The organism is Pseudomonas sp. VD-NE ins, from assembly GCF_031882575.1.
Classification (GTDB): Bacteria; Pseudomonadota; Gammaproteobacteria; order Pseudomonadales; family Pseudomonadaceae; genus Aquipseudomonas; species Aquipseudomonas fluorescens_BZ.
On sequence record NZ_CP134772.1, the window covers coordinates 4,706,911 to 4,720,175 of the forward strand.

Consider the following 13,265-nt stretch of genomic DNA (forward strand, 5'->3'; position numbering starts at 1 on the left):
GCGAGAGACTGGCACAGTAATGGCACTTCTACCAAACCGGTCTGCGTCGCGGCATCAACAGACAGCTATAACTCGTTGTAGTTCTTGGCTTTTCTTATGAATCTACAGCTCTGGTATGCTTTCCGGCCTTCGGCCCGAGGTAGCAACCATGCAACTCATCGATATCGGCGTCAACCTGACCAATCCCAGTTTCGCCGACAAACACCAGGCCGTGCTCGACCGTGCCTATGCTGCCGGGGTCTGCCAACTGGTGCTGACCGGCACCAGCGTCGAAGGCAGCGAACAGGCGCTGGAGCTGTGCCAGCAACTGGATGACAGCGGTCAGCGGCTGTTCGCCACCGCCGGTATTCACCCGCATTCGGCCAGCGACTGGAACGCCGATAGCGCCCGTCGTTTGCGCAGTCTGCTGCAAGAGAACAACGTCGTCGCCGTGGGTGAATGCGGCCTCGATTTCAACCGTGATTTCTCACCCCGCCCCCAGCAGGAAAAAGTCCTCGAAGAACATCTGGCAATGGCCGTTGAACTGCAAATGCCGGTGTTCCTGCACGAGCGTGATGCCAGCCAGCGCCTGCTGGAAATCCTCAAAGGCTTCCGCGATCAACTGCCTGCCGCTGTGGTGCATTGCTTCACTGGCGAGCAAAAAGCGCTGTTCAGCTATCTCGATCTGGATCTGCACATCGGTATCACCGGCTGGATCTGCGATGAGCGCCGTGGCACGCATTTGCATCCACTGGTGAAAGAGATCAAACGTGGACGCTTGATGCTGGAAAGCGATGCACCTTATTTGCTGCCGCGCACTCTTCGACCGAAGCCGAAGAACGGCCGCAATGAGCCGGCGTATCTGACTGAAGTGCTGCGCGAAGTGGCGCTGCATCGCGGTGAAACCGAGGAAGATCTGGCGGCGCACACCACCGCGTGTGCCCGCGCGTTCTACAACCTCCCCGCCCTTCCTGACACACCATAATTCCCTTGTGGGAGCGAGCCTGCTCGCGAAAGCGGTGGTTCAGATGGCAATGATGTTGACTGACACGTCCTCTTCGCGAGCAGGCTCGCTCCCACAGGAGGAACAATGCGCCCTGTTGACTCATATCAAGATCTTCCGAACTGCATAGCGGCACAATGCTGGCACCTTGCCAAAACTGTTTCCGCTATCAGAGAAGACCTCCATGGGTGCCTGGCTTAGCAATATCTCGCTGAAATACAAATTCTGGGCGGTCAATGCGGTCGCCTTCATCACCACCCTGCTGCTGGTGCTGTACGCCGTGCAACTCGAACAACAGGCGCGCAGTCACGCCTCACAGGCTTCGGCGCAAGCCCAGGCGCAATTGCTCAAGGCCTGGCCGGCCGGGCAACCGCTGCCGAAGACCGATCAGGTGCTGACCTTCAAGCGTGGCAAAGCACCGCGCCTGAACGATCAACCCTTGCTGGAAATCACGGAAAGCAACGGCTGGAACGAGATCAATCACCTGCCGCTGTTCGGCGACAACCCGTTGATGGGCGCTGAGGTGTTCAGCCGCGCCGATGGCCAACAGGTTGCGGTGATTGCCTATGGCCCAAGCCTGAGTCAGGTGTTCAGCGAGCGTTTCGCCAACTATGCAGTGGCGGTGTTCATCCTGATGTTCGCCATGCTGTGTGCCTCGCAATTGCTGATCCGCTTCCTGCTCAGCCAGCTCAACACGCTGAAAGACGTGATGCTGCACGTCGAGAAAAGCGGCGATCTCTCGGCACGTGTACCGCTGGCCGGCAAAGACGAAGTCGGGCAGATGGCCAATGCGTTCAACGCGATGCAGGCCGGTTACCAGCGCGTTGTGACGACCGTCGCCAACACCGCGCGGCAACTGGATGTCGGCGCGGCGCGACTGGCATCGAGCATGAACGAAGTGCGCCACGGCATGCTTGGTCAACAGAGCGAAACTGACCAGGCGGCCACGGCGATCAACGAAATGACCGCCACCGTTTATCACATCGCCCAACACGCCGGCGCCACCCGCGACCTGTCGCAGACTGCCGATGGCCTCGCCGGCAGCGGTCAGCAAGTGGTCGCCCGGGTACAGCATTCGATTGCAGGGTTATCCAGCGGCGTGCAGCAGACCGCCGAGATGATTCAACGGCTGGCCGAGGACAGTCAGAAGATCAACGGCGTGGTCAGCGTGATTCACAGCATCGCCGAGCAGACCAATCTGCTCGCCCTGAACGCCGCCATCGAAGCGGCGCGCGCCGGTGAAATGGGCCGAGGCTTTGCGGTGGTCGCCGATGAGGTGCGCAATCTGGCGAAACGGGTGCAGACCTCGACCGACGAGATCACCACGATGGTCTCGGCCTTGCAGGCGGGCACCCGCGATGCGGTGGATTTCATGCAGGAGAGTTCGTACAAGGCCGACGATTGCGTGCAGCAAGCGCAAGAAGCCGGTGCGGCGCTGGCGGAAATCACCGGCGCGGTGGCGCAGATGCGCGAAAGCAATACGCAGATTGCCGTGGCGGCGGAGCAGCAGAGCCAGGTCGCCGAAGAGATGAACCGGGCGGTGGTGAGTATTCGCGATGTGACCGAGAACACCGTGCAGCAAACGGTGGATTCGGCGACGACCAGTAATGAGCTGGCGACGTTGGCTGGGGAGTTGAGCAAGGCCATAGGTCAATTGAAACTCTGAAGGCCCTTTCGCGAGCAAGCTCGCTCCCACATTGGATCTGGTGCGCTCATAAATCCTCTGTGGGAGCGAGCTTGCTCGCGAAGGCGTCAGACGGGGCGACATCGAATCCTGCGATGACGCCTATCACTTCAATAGCCAACCTTGATTCGCCGCCCTCCGCGCCCAGGCCTATTCTTCAACCATGAGTTCAACATGGATCGAGGAGTAGAAAACATGGGCAAACGTCACCCCAACCTTCCCGCGTGGCAATGGCGCGCGTACCCGGGCAATCATCAGCACCCGACCAATCTGGTGCTGCACCTGATTGCCGTGCCGTTGTTCATCGTCGCGTTTCTGCTGATCGTCTCCGGGGTGTTCAGCCTGAGTCTGGCCAGTGTCGCCATCGGCGTGATCGGCATCATCGCGGCGCTGGGTTTGCAGCGCCACGGTCACAGCCTGGAAGCGCAAACCTCCGAGCCGTTCAGTGATCGTAAAGATGCCGTCTCGCGTTTACTGGTCGAGCAGTTTCTGACTTTTCCACGCTTCTTTCTCAGCGGCGGCTGGTGGCGCGCCTGGCGTGAGCGCCACCGTCGGCATTGAGTCAGGCGAAGATCGTGACGGTCTGACGACTCATCGCAATCAACTCACCTTCCGCGCTCCACAGCTTGGCGGCGACATGGCCGTAGCCGTCGGCGGCGTATTCGATGTCGGCCAGGTACTGGCACCAGTCCAGCGTGCTCAAATCGTGTAGCGGCTGTACGAATTCGATGGTCCAGGTCAGCGTGCTGCCAGGCGCAGGCTTCTTCAGATACGGCAACAGCGCGGGTGGCCATGCATCTACCAAGGCCAGCAGATGCGCCTCATTGACTGGCTCTTCTTTGACATCTCCACGCAAACGCACCCAGCCTCCCATCAAACGCGATTGATTGCCGGTGAACGGCATGCCACCGACGCTCCAGCGCATCGCCAGATGGCGCATGAATTCCGGGGTCACGCCTTTGATGAAGGGCAACTCCTGGCATTCGTCCCAGTGTTTCATTGACGGCGCCGGATACGCTTCCACGGCGACCTCCGAGGGCCGCGAGGCACCAAAACTGCCTTGAACGATGGTCACCACCAGGCCATTCTGCATCGCCCGGCCCATGACCTGACTGACGGCTTTGCCTTCGCGCAGCACCTCCACTTCGAAGCTCACCGGGACTTCAGGCTCGACCGGTCCGACAAAGGTGATCGCCAGCGAACGCACCGGGCGATCCGCCGGCACTTGCGCGCGCATGGCTTCATATTGCAGCGCCGCCACCAGACCACCGAAACTGGCACGGCCCTGGCCCCATTCAGCGGGAATCGTCAGTTCCGGTTGGCGGCGGACCGCATCGAGCAGATCGCTAAAGCGCATGGGGCAACCTCAGAAAGCGAGAAAGGAATGCAGGGATCTTAACCAGACCTGCAGAGCGCCGCAGCGTCTATTCCGGTCAAATGGGCTGACAGAAAGGCCTTACCGGGCTAACCGACACACACAACACCCTGTGGGAGCGAGCCTGCTCGCGAAGAGGCCGTGTCAGTCGACATATTTGCCGTCTGAACCAGCGCTTTCGCGAGCAGGCTCGCTCCCACAGGAATCGTTGTGATTGGAGAGTTATTTGAAACAGGCTGAACTGAGTTTTTCCAGCACGCGATCAGCCTTGATTTCAGCTTCGATCATGGTCGCCTGCCAAGTGGCGACGCACGGTTGAAGATCAGCCTCCAGCTCGGCTTTCGCCAACCATTGCCAGCAATCGTGCCAGTCGCCCAACGCGCCTTGCGCGGACTTCAATCGCTTCAACGCTGCGGCGGGCAAGCGGTCCAGTTCGGGATAGGCTTCGATGCCGTAGCGCACGCGCTTGATCAACAGGCGCAGGCGATGGCGGTCGTGGGCTGGATCGTGCAGCGCCTGGTCGAGTTTCCGCCATTGCTTGCCGAGGCGTTTTTCGATGCGCTTGTCCAAGCCCTTGAGCAAGCCCTGACGCTGGGAGGCGCGCAGGAATCGCGGGAAAGCGTCGAGGATCATCAGCAGCGAAGCCACCTCGGCACTCGCCGCCAACGCCGGATAGGCCTCGGCCATTTGCGCCATGCGGCGTTGCGCCGCTTGCGGCTGGTCATGCTGGAGCAGATACGCCGCCAACACCTCGCGATCACGCCACGGGGTGGTCAATTGGCCGACTGCCGAAGCGGCGCCTTCCAGTTGTTCGACACCCGGCAAACCGCGCAATGGCCGCAACAGACTGCGCAAGCGCCGCACCGTGGTGCGCAGATCATGCAGCGCTTCGGGGTCGGTACGTGCCGTCAATCGCGCCTGACAGGCCAGCAGCCGCACCTCCAGACTCAGGACATGAGCCACCAACCGATCAACCAACGCAGACATCACTTGCTCCTGATTCAAATGGCTCTGACGATCATTCTGCTGCCCAGCGAACGCAGCCTCCTTGCCTCACGTCAGCAGCTTAGCGGCCGGCGCGGGATTCGCGAATGTAGAAACGCGCCTTCTCGGCCTTCTTGCTGCAACCTTCAAACCCTTCGAATTGCTGCTGGGTCTTCGCGGCGGTCAGCAGCGACAACGCTTTGGAATAGCTGACGGTGCCGGCAAAGCCTTCGGCCTTGGCCAGATCCAGCTCGTGCCAAGCCGCGTCGAGCTGGCTGCCGCAGCTGTCGCGGTAAGCGGTTTTACCGGCGCAACCGGCCAATGCCAGAGCCATCAACGGCACACAGATCCAGGCTTTCATCACTCACACCTCAAAATAGGTCAACAGTCGTGCAGGTAAGACGGCTTGGCTGCGAAAAAGTGCCTCGCCAGCGGGTGAAACCGCGCAACTGAGAAGGATAGCGCTGAAGGGTCATGCAGTATCAAAAAAACGACGTCGCCGGCGCACTCAACGACCACGGCGATTGAGCCGGCCCGGCGATGGGTGCATTGTGGAACCTTGTCGGGAGGATGCTGGATGAAAAAACGTGTCGCGCTGGTACTGGGCTCCGGTGGCGCCCGGGGCTATGCCCATATCGGGGTCATTGAAGAGATCGAAAAACGCGGTTACGAAATCGCCTGCATTGCCGGTTGTTCGATGGGCGCCGTGGTTGGCGGGATCTACGCCGCCGGCAAACTCGACGTTTACAAGAACTGGATCGAAAGTCTCGACTATCTGGATGTGCTACGGCTGGTCGACGTGAGTTTTCGCCTCGGCGCGATTCGCGGCGAGAAAGTCTTCGGGCAGATTCGCAAGATCGTCGGCGAGGTCAACATTGAAGACTTGCGCATCCCCTACACCGCCGTCGCCGCCGACCTCACCAACCAGCAGGAGATCTGGTTTCAGGAAGGTTGCCTGCATCAAGCCATGCGCGCCTCGGCGGCAATTCCCAGCCTGTTCACCCCGGTGATGCAGGGCAATCGCATGCTGGTCGATGGCGGCATTCTCAACCCGTTGCCGATCGTGCCGGTGGTGTCGAGCCACTGCGATCTGATCATCGCAGTCAATCTCAACTCGACCAACCAGCGTCACTACAAACTGCCGGTGATCCAGCGCCCCGCCGCGTTCCGCTCACGCTTCGACAGCCTGATCAGTTCGCTGGGGTCGAAGATGCCGTTCCGCCGAACACAGGCCGAGCAACTGTTGCGGCTCGAGCAGGAAGCGCTGCGCGCCGAAGCGGCGGACATCAATCCCTGGCTTGACGGTGCCGAGCCGGAGAGCCAGCAACCGGCGGCCGCGCCTGAGCGTGAAGGCGCGCCGAAATCGGCGACCGGTTCGTTCATCATCGATAACGTCGGGCCGGCGTCGTTGCTGGATCTGATCAACCAGAGTTTCGAGGTGATGCAGACCTCGCTGGCGCAGTACAAGATTGCCGGGTATCCGCCGGATATCCTGATCAACGTGCCGAAGCGCGTGTGCCGGTTTTTCGAGTTCTACAAGGCGCCCGAGTTGATCGCGTTGGGACGGGAGATTGCGCGGGATACGCTGGATCGGTATGACAGTGAGCAGAACCGAGAGCCTTGAAGTTCTCCGCAGTCTGTAAGGGCCTCAACGCTGGCAAGCCAGCTCCCACAGTGATCGATGTGATACACAGATTTCAATCACAGCTGAAAAACCTGTGGGAGCTGGCTTGCCAGCGATGGCGTCTGCCGGGACAACACATGACTAAAGATCGTTGTCACTAATCAGCCGATAACCAACCCCTGCCTCGGTCACGATAAATCGCGGCCGCGTCGGATCATCCGCCAGTTTCTGCCGCAAATGCCCCACCACAATCCGCAGATAATGGCTGTCCTCGGTGTGCGTGGGTCCCCAGATATCCTTGAGCAATTGCTGCTGGGTAATCACTCGCCCCGGATGCCGCGCCAGTTGCGCCAGCACCGCGTATTCCTTGCGTGTCAGCGCTACTTCGACACCGTCGAGCAACACCCGCCGATAGGCCAGATCCACCGTCAACGGACCGAAACTCAGCGCCGCCTGCTGCGCCTCCCCCGCGTGTGCCTGACGCAACAACGCACGCACCCGCGCGAGAAATTCCTGAATACCGAAAGGCTTGGTCACGTAGTCATTGGCGCCGCCATCCAGCGCCTGAACTTTCTGCCCTTCGCTGGCGCGCACCGAGAGCACCAGCACCGGCGCCGTGGCCCACTCGCGAAACTCGCGTAGCACTTGCTGGCCGTCCATGTCCGGCAAGCCGAGGTCGAGCACCAGCAAGTCCGGCTTGTTCAGCGCGGCCTGCGCCAGGCCTTCGGCGCCGGTGCCGGCCTCGAGCACTTTGTAGCCTTGGGAAGCGAGGCTGATGCGCAGGAACTTGCGAATCTGCGGTTCGTCGTCGATGACCAAAATGGTCGCGGTCTGGCTCATGAATTCACATCAATACAAAAGATTGGCAAGAGAGTAGCGCAGTCGCAATCAGGCTTCATTGTCCATTCCCGGCTGTGTCTGCAACGGCAAGTGCAAGGTGATGCAAGTGCCGCGTCCGTCGATGCCGTCGGCGACACTGATGCGACCGCCGTGCGCACCGACCATGCCCTGACAGATCGCCAGGCCAAGACCGGTGCCCTGCCCCCCGCGATCTCCCCGGGCAGCGGTGTAGAACATGTCGAAAATCTTCGCCCGTTCCTCTTCGGGAATCCCCGGCCCTTCGTCGCTGACCGAGAAGAAAATCTCTTGATCATCCGCGCCTGCGTTCAGTTGCAGTCGACCGTGAGCTGGCGAAAAGCGCGCTGCGTTTTCCATCACATTGACCAATGCCTGTTCGATCAACGCGGCATGGACGAACAACAACGGCAACTCGCCCGGCACGTCGGTGCTGACCTGCAACGGCGCGAGCACCGCGCGCAGGCGATTGAGCGAACTGCCGACGATGTCGGCGGGCGACACCCAGTCCCGCGCCAGCTTCAGCGCGCCGTGACCGAGGCGGGTCATGTCGAGCAGATTCTGGATGTAGCGATCAAGACGCTCGGCTTCATCGCGGGTGCCTTCGAGCAGTTCACGGCGATCCTCCAGCGGGATCGCTTCGCCGAGGGCCAACAGGCTGTCGATGCTGCCGCGCATGGCGGTCAGCGGCGTGCGCAAGTCATGGGACACGGAGGCCAGCAAGGCACTGCGCAGTTGTTCGGTTTCGCCATGCAGGCGCGCGGCTTCCAGATCATCGGCCAACTGCGCGCGCGCCAGCGCTTGCGCCAACGGCTGACTCAACGCGGTGAGCAAACGACGGCGCTGGCCACTCAAAGTCTGGCCCTCTTTCGCACAGACCCCGAGCAGCGCCAGCGGCCCGTCCTCGACCGACAGCGGCCACCACCACCAACGCCCGAACGGCAATGTGCCGGTGCCCATGCCCGCCGGTTGATCGTGTTGCCAGGCCCAGTCGGCGGCGGCGCGTTCGGACTCGGTAAACTCCAGCGGCCCGCCGGTCTCGACTTTCCAGCCGCCCTGGCCGTCGCGGTTGAGCAGACACAGCTGCAGATCGCTCCAGCCATTGAGGTGTTGCGCGGCGGCGCTGACCACCGCTTGGCGATCGGTCGCGGCGGTGAGTTTGCGCGACAGGTCGAGCAGTTCGGTGGTCTCTTCCTGGGTATCGCGCAGGGCCTGCAATTGCCGACGCTGACGCGCCGCGAGGTTACCCGTGAGCGCCGCCATCAGCAGGAAAAACAGCAAGGTCAGTACGTCTTCTTCGCGCTGAATGCTGAAAGAAAAATTCGGCGGGATGAACAAAAAGTCGTAAGTCAGAAACGACAACGCCGCACAGGCCAGCGCCGGGCCGAGGCTGCTGCGTACCGCCACCAACAACACCGCCGCGAGAAACACCAGTGAGATGTTCGGCAGCGGCAACACGCTCGACACCGCCCACGCCAAGGCACTGGCCAACACCGTGGCGACCAGCGCCAGCGCATAATCGAACCACACCAGCGTCAGCGGGTTTCGTTGGCGCGGTTGATGCTGTTGCTCATCGCTGTCGAGGACGTTGATTTCCAGACCGTGGGCCTGCCGCAGAAGGCGCGCCGCGAGCCCGCCACCGAACAGACGACGGCGCAGACGCGGTCGGGATTGACCGACCAACACCAGACTCGCGCGGCGTTCAGCGGCGTGCTGGATCAGGGTTTTCGCCACCTCACCGGCGCGCAGCAACACCACTTCACCGCCGAGGCGCTCGGCCAGTTGCTGAGCGCTTTGCAGACGCAGACGCGATTGTTCGTCGCGTACGCTGCCGTTGTCGACATGCACCAGACTCCACGGCAAATGCCGCCGCTGCGCGACACGACTGGCGTGGCGCACGAGGCGTTCGGCCTGCGCATCGCCATCGACGCCGACCAGCAATCGCCCACGTACCGCCGGGGCGGCCTGACCGAGTTGGCGATAGCCTTGGGCAAGGTCGTTATCGACCTGCGCGGCGGCGGTTTGCATCGCCAATTCACGCAACGCGGTGAGGTTGGTCTGGGTGAAAAACGCATCGATCGCCGCCCGCGCCTGCTCGGGCACGTAGACCTTGCCTTCGCGCAGACGCTCGAGCAATTCGCGCGGCGGCAGGTCGATCAACAGCAGTTCGTAGGCTTCTTGCAGCACCCAGTCCGGCAGGGTTTCGCGCACTTGCACACCGGTGATGCCGCGCACCTGATCGTTGAGGCTTTCGAGGTGCTGGACATTGACCGTGGTGAACACGTCGATGCCGGCGGCGAGCAGTTCCTGAATGTCTTGCCAGCGCTTGGTGTGACGGCTGCCGGGGGCGTTGCTGTGGGCCAGTTCATCGACCAGCACAAGCTTGGGCCTGGCCGCGAGAATGCCGTCGAGGTCCATTTCTTCGAGCATCACGCCACGGTATTCCGAGCGCACCAGCGGCTGCTGCGGCAAGCCGCCGAGCAGCGCTTCGGTTTCGGCGCGGCCGTGGGTTTCGACTACCCCGGCGAGGACTTTCACGCCCTGACGCAGTTGCGTATGCGCGGCCTGAAGCATGGCGTAGGTCTTGCCGACACCGGGGGCGGCGCCGAGGAAAACCTTGAGGCGGCCACGGCCGTCTCGGGGCAGGTCTGCTAACAGTGCGTCGGCGCGGCCGGAGTCGCTCATGCTTGATGTTCTCTCTTCCTGATAGTTATGCGGTGTTCTTTCGGCCCTCTTCGCGAGCAGGCTCGCTCCCACATTTGGAACGCATATCCCTGTGGGAGCGAGCCTGCTCGCGAATGGCCGCGCCACCGATCTACAGTTTTTCCAGTGCCATGTTCAGCGCCAGCACATTCACCACCGGCGGCCCCACCAGCGGCTGTTCGATGTGCGCATCGAGCAGTTGCTGCACAGTCGATACCGGCAGATTTCGCGCCGCTGCGACACGCGCCAGTTGATAGGCAATTGCCGCCGGTGGCAAGTGTGGATCGAGACCGCTGCCGGAGGTAGTCAGCAAGGCCAATGGCACCGGACCCTGACCGGGCACCTGCAATTTATTGGCATCATCGATCACCCGCGTGGCGAGTGCCGGATTGCTCGGTGCCAGGTTGCTGGCGCTGCTGGAAACGGTCGCAAACGCACCGGCGGATGGCCGTGGGTGGAACCAGGCATCGCCGACAAAATCCTGGGCGATCAACGACGAGCCACGGACCTTGCCGTCGGCGTCGTGCACCAGGCTGCCGTTGGCTTGCGCGGGGAATGCGACTTGGGCGACACCGGTTACCACCAGTGGATAGGCGACGCCGGTGATCAGGGTCATCAGCACCAGCAGGCTAAGGGCGGGACGTATCATTGCGGACATTGCAAAATCCTCGAATTCGTTGGGCAAACTTTGGTGGGGTGTCAGGGGGATCTTTTCCCCCTCACCCCAGCCCTCTCCCCCAAGGGGCGAGGGGGAAAGGGAGCCGACTTGTATGCTTTTCAAAACCTGAGTTCGGCTCGATATCTCAAATCGGTGTAACTCACGCAACCACCTCAATCAGTCCGCTCGCTATAAGTGCGCGAGGGAAAGGGAGCCGATTTCTGTGCTTTTCAAAATCTGAGTTCGGCTCGGTATCTCAAGTCGATGTACCTCTGATAAACCACTCGGTCAGTCCCCTCTCCCTCTGGGAGAGGGTTAGGGTGAGGGGCTTTTTTCAGCCTCACACCAGATGCAGCGCCGTGAGCAACATGTCGATCGCCTTGATCCCCACGAACGGCACCAGAATCCCGCCCAATCCATAGATCAACAGATTGCGCCGCAGCAACGCCGCCGCACTCGCCGCCTGCACGCGCACACCACGCAGCGCCAGCGGAATCAGCACAACGATGATCAAGGCGTTGAACACAATCGCCGAGAGAATCGCGCTCTGCGGACTGGTCAACTGCATGATGTTCAGCACACCCAGTTGCGGATAAATCGAAGCGAACAGCGCCGGCAGAATCGCGAAGTATTTGGCCACGTCGTTGGCGATGGAAAAGGTCGTCAGCGCACCACGGGTCACCAGCAATTCCTTGCCGATCTGTACCACGTCGAGCAGCTTGGTCGGGTCGCTGTCGAGGTCGACCATGTTCGCCGCTTCGCGGGCAGCCTGGGTGCCGTCGTTCATCGCCATGCCGACGTCAGCCTGAGCCAGTGCCGGGGCATCGTTGGCGCCGTCGCCGCACATCGCGACCAGGCGACCGTCGTTCTGCTCGTGACGGATACGCGCGAGTTTTTTCTCCGGGGTGGCTTCGGCGAGAACGTCATCGACGCCTGCTTCAGCGGCGATGGCAGCGGCAGTCAGCGGGTTGTCGCCGGTGACCATCACCGTGCGGATCCCGAGTTTACGCAGCTCGGCAAAGCGCTCGCGAATGCCCGGTTTGACCACGTCCTTGAGGTGGATCGCGCCGAGCAGTTTGCCGTCGGCACAGACCAGCAGCGGGGTGCCGCCGCTCTGGGCAATCTTGTCGATTTCCCGCGACAGGGCCGGCGCCAGATCCGAACGTTTCTGGCCGAGGAAACTCAGCAGCGAATCCACCGCGCCTTTGCGGTAGACACGACCCTGATAGTCGACACCGGACAAACGGGTTTCAGCGCTGAACGGCACAGCGATCAAGGTTTCCAACGCCGGCTCAGGCTGCGGATGCAGACCGCGCAGGTACTCGACGATGGATTTACCTTCAGCGGTTTCGTCGGCCAGCGAAGCGAACAACGCGCCTTCGGCCAGCTCACGACCACTCACACCCGGCGCTGCATACACCGCGCTGCAACGACGGTTGCCGAAAGTAATGGTGCCGGTCTTGTCCAGCAACAGCACATGCACGTCACCTGCCGCTTCCACCGCGCGCCCAGACTTGGCGATCACATTGAGGCGCACCAGACGATCCATCCCGGCGATACCGATCGCCGACAACAGACCGCCAATGGTGGTCGGGATCAGCGTAACCAGCAGCGCCACCAGAAACACCAGCGGCAGGCTGCCATTGGCGAAACGGGCGAACGGTTGCAGGGTCACGACCACCAGCAGAAAGATCAGGGTCAGACCGATCAGCAGGATATCCAGCGCCACTTCGTTCGGGGTCTTCTGGCGTTTGGCGCCTTCGACCAGGGCGATCATGCGGTCGAGGGTCGACTCACCGGGATTGACGGTGATCTTCACCAGCAACCAGTCGGAGACCAGACGGGTGTTACCGGTGACGGCCGAACGATCGCCGCCGGACTCACGAATCACCGGCGCCGATTCACCGGTGATCGCCGCTTCGTTGACCGCCGCGATGCCTTCGATGACTTCGCCGTCACCGGGGATCATCTCCCCGGCTTCGACGCGCACCACATCGCCCTTGCGCAGGCTAGCGGCTGGCACCACTTGAAAGCTGCCATTGGCCTGTTTGCGCCGTGCGCTGAGGCCTTCGCTGCCGGCCTTGAGGCTGTCGGCGCGGGCCTTGCCGCGACCTTCGGCCAAGGCTTCGGCGAAGTTGGCGAACAGCACGGTGAACCACAGCCACAGGGCGATTTGCGCGGCGACGAAAGTCGGCACGTCGGCATCGGGAATGAAGCACAGCACGGTGGTGAAAATCGCCGTCAGCTCAACCACCAGCATCACCGGCGAACGCTTCAGTTGCCGTGGGTCGAGCTTGACGAAGGCTTGCACCAGCGCCGGCCGCCACAGGGCCGAGATCGCGGTTTTCGCTTGTTCCGGCGCCTTGACGGCGGCGGGTTTGATTGCGGGCATATTCATCA

The 13,265-nt window shown here is 61.7% G+C and carries 11 protein-coding genes; 4 read left to right on the plus strand and 7 right to left on the minus strand.

Annotated elements, in window-relative coordinates; all coding sequences use genetic code 11:
• Positions 1-148 precede the first annotated feature (148 nt).
• The 3 genes from RMV17_RS20945 to RMV17_RS20955 all read left to right on the plus strand — a co-directional run bounded on the left by RMV17_RS20945 (position 149) and on the right by RMV17_RS20955 (position 3,227).
• A complete protein-coding gene (locus RMV17_RS20945) occupies positions 149-964 on the plus strand; it encodes a TatD family hydrolase (protein ID WP_034155258.1) in 816 nt (271 codons plus the stop codon).
• A gap of 202 nt (positions 965-1,166) precedes the next feature.
• Positions 1,167-2,648, plus strand: coding sequence for a methyl-accepting chemotaxis protein (locus RMV17_RS20950; protein ID WP_311882253.1), 1,482 nt, complete (start codon positions 1,167-1,169; stop codon positions 2,646-2,648).
• Between the two features lie 213 nt (positions 2,649-2,861).
• Positions 2,862-3,227 (plus strand): terminase, encoded by a 366-nt coding sequence (locus RMV17_RS20955; RefSeq protein ID WP_311882255.1) that lies wholly within the window; start codon positions 2,862-2,864, stop codon positions 3,225-3,227.
• A 1-nt stretch (position 3,228) separates the two neighbouring features.
• Here RMV17_RS20955 and RMV17_RS20960 read toward each other — a convergent pair whose 3' ends face one another.
• The 3 genes from RMV17_RS20960 to RMV17_RS20970 form a co-directional block, all read right to left on the minus strand.
• Entirely contained in the window at positions 3,229-4,023 is a 795-nt protein-coding gene (locus RMV17_RS20960; RefSeq protein WP_311882257.1) for a thioesterase family protein, read from the minus strand.
• A 240-nt stretch (positions 4,024-4,263) separates the two neighbouring features.
• Positions 4,264-5,028, minus strand: coding sequence for a CHAD domain-containing protein (locus RMV17_RS20965; RefSeq protein ID WP_311882259.1), 765 nt, complete (start codon positions 5,026-5,028; stop codon positions 4,264-4,266).
• Positions 5,029-5,107: 79 nt separating this feature from the next.
• On the minus strand, positions 5,108-5,386 hold the full coding sequence (locus RMV17_RS20970) for a hypothetical protein (protein WP_007908543.1): 279 nt from the start codon (positions 5,384-5,386) through the stop codon (positions 5,108-5,110).
• 216 nt (positions 5,387-5,602) lie between these two features.
• Between RMV17_RS20970 and RMV17_RS20975 the strand changes: the two genes are divergently transcribed.
• Positions 5,603-6,649, plus strand: a complete 1,047-nt coding sequence (locus tag RMV17_RS20975) for a patatin-like phospholipase family protein (protein ID WP_034155263.1) — start codon at positions 5,603-5,605, stop codon at positions 6,647-6,649.
• A 141-nt stretch (positions 6,650-6,790) separates the two neighbouring features.
• Here the strand turns inward: RMV17_RS20975 and RMV17_RS20980 are convergent, their stop codons facing one another.
• The 4 genes from RMV17_RS20980 to kdpB all read right to left on the minus strand — a co-directional run bounded on the left by RMV17_RS20980 (position 6,791) and on the right by kdpB (position 13,263).
• The gene (locus RMV17_RS20980) at positions 6,791-7,489 is read right to left on the minus strand and encodes a response regulator (protein ID WP_311882262.1); all 699 of its coding nucleotides are present in this window, start codon (positions 7,487-7,489) and stop codon (positions 6,791-6,793) included.
• Positions 7,490-7,537: 48 nt separating this feature from the next.
• A complete protein-coding gene (locus RMV17_RS20985; RefSeq protein ID WP_034155265.1) occupies positions 7,538-10,189 on the minus strand; it encodes a sensor histidine kinase KdpD in 2,652 nt (883 codons plus the stop codon).
• 130 nt (positions 10,190-10,319) lie between these two features.
• Complete coding sequence (gene kdpC, locus RMV17_RS20990; RefSeq protein WP_311882265.1) at positions 10,320-10,865, minus strand: potassium-transporting ATPase subunit KdpC; 546 nt, start codon at positions 10,863-10,865, stop codon at positions 10,320-10,322.
• A gap of 340 nt (positions 10,866-11,205) precedes the next feature.
• Positions 11,206-13,263 (minus strand): potassium-transporting ATPase subunit KdpB, encoded by a 2,058-nt coding sequence (gene kdpB / locus RMV17_RS20995; RefSeq protein WP_311882267.1) that lies wholly within the window; start codon positions 13,261-13,263, stop codon positions 11,206-11,208.
• Between the last annotated feature and the right edge of the window lie 2 nt (positions 13,264-13,265).

Coding starts and splice junctions, on each gene's coding strand:
- RMV17_RS20945 (WP_034155258.1), top strand. CDS start 149: ATGCAACTCATCGATATCGGCGTCAACCTGACCAATCCCAGTTTCGCC.
- RMV17_RS20950 (WP_311882253.1), top strand. CDS start 1,167: ATGGGTGCCTGGCTTAGCAATATCTCGCTGAAATACAAATTCTGGGCG.
- RMV17_RS20955 (WP_311882255.1), top strand. CDS start 2,862: ATGGGCAAACGTCACCCCAACCTTCCCGCGTGGCAATGGCGCGCGTAC.
- RMV17_RS20960 (WP_311882257.1), bottom strand. CDS start 4,023: ATGCGCTTTAGCGATCTGCTCGATGCGGTCCGCCGCCAACCGGAACTG.
- RMV17_RS20965 (WP_311882259.1), bottom strand. CDS start 5,028: ATGTCTGCGTTGGTTGATCGGTTGGTGGCTCATGTCCTGAGTCTGGAG.
- RMV17_RS20970 (WP_007908543.1), bottom strand. CDS start 5,386: ATGAAAGCCTGGATCTGTGTGCCGTTGATGGCTCTGGCATTGGCCGGT.
- RMV17_RS20975 (WP_034155263.1), top strand. CDS start 5,603: ATGAAAAAACGTGTCGCGCTGGTACTGGGCTCCGGTGGCGCCCGGGGC.
- RMV17_RS20980 (WP_311882262.1), bottom strand. CDS start 7,489: ATGAGCCAGACCGCGACCATTTTGGTCATCGACGACGAACCGCAGATT.
- RMV17_RS20985 (WP_034155265.1), bottom strand. CDS start 10,189: ATGAGCGACTCCGGCCGCGCCGACGCACTGTTAGCAGACCTGCCCCGA.
- kdpC (WP_311882265.1), bottom strand. CDS start 10,865: ATGTCCGCAATGATACGTCCCGCCCTTAGCCTGCTGGTGCTGATGACC.
- kdpB (WP_311882267.1), bottom strand. CDS start 13,263: ATGAATATGCCCGCAATCAAACCCGCCGCCGTCAAGGCGCCGGAACAA.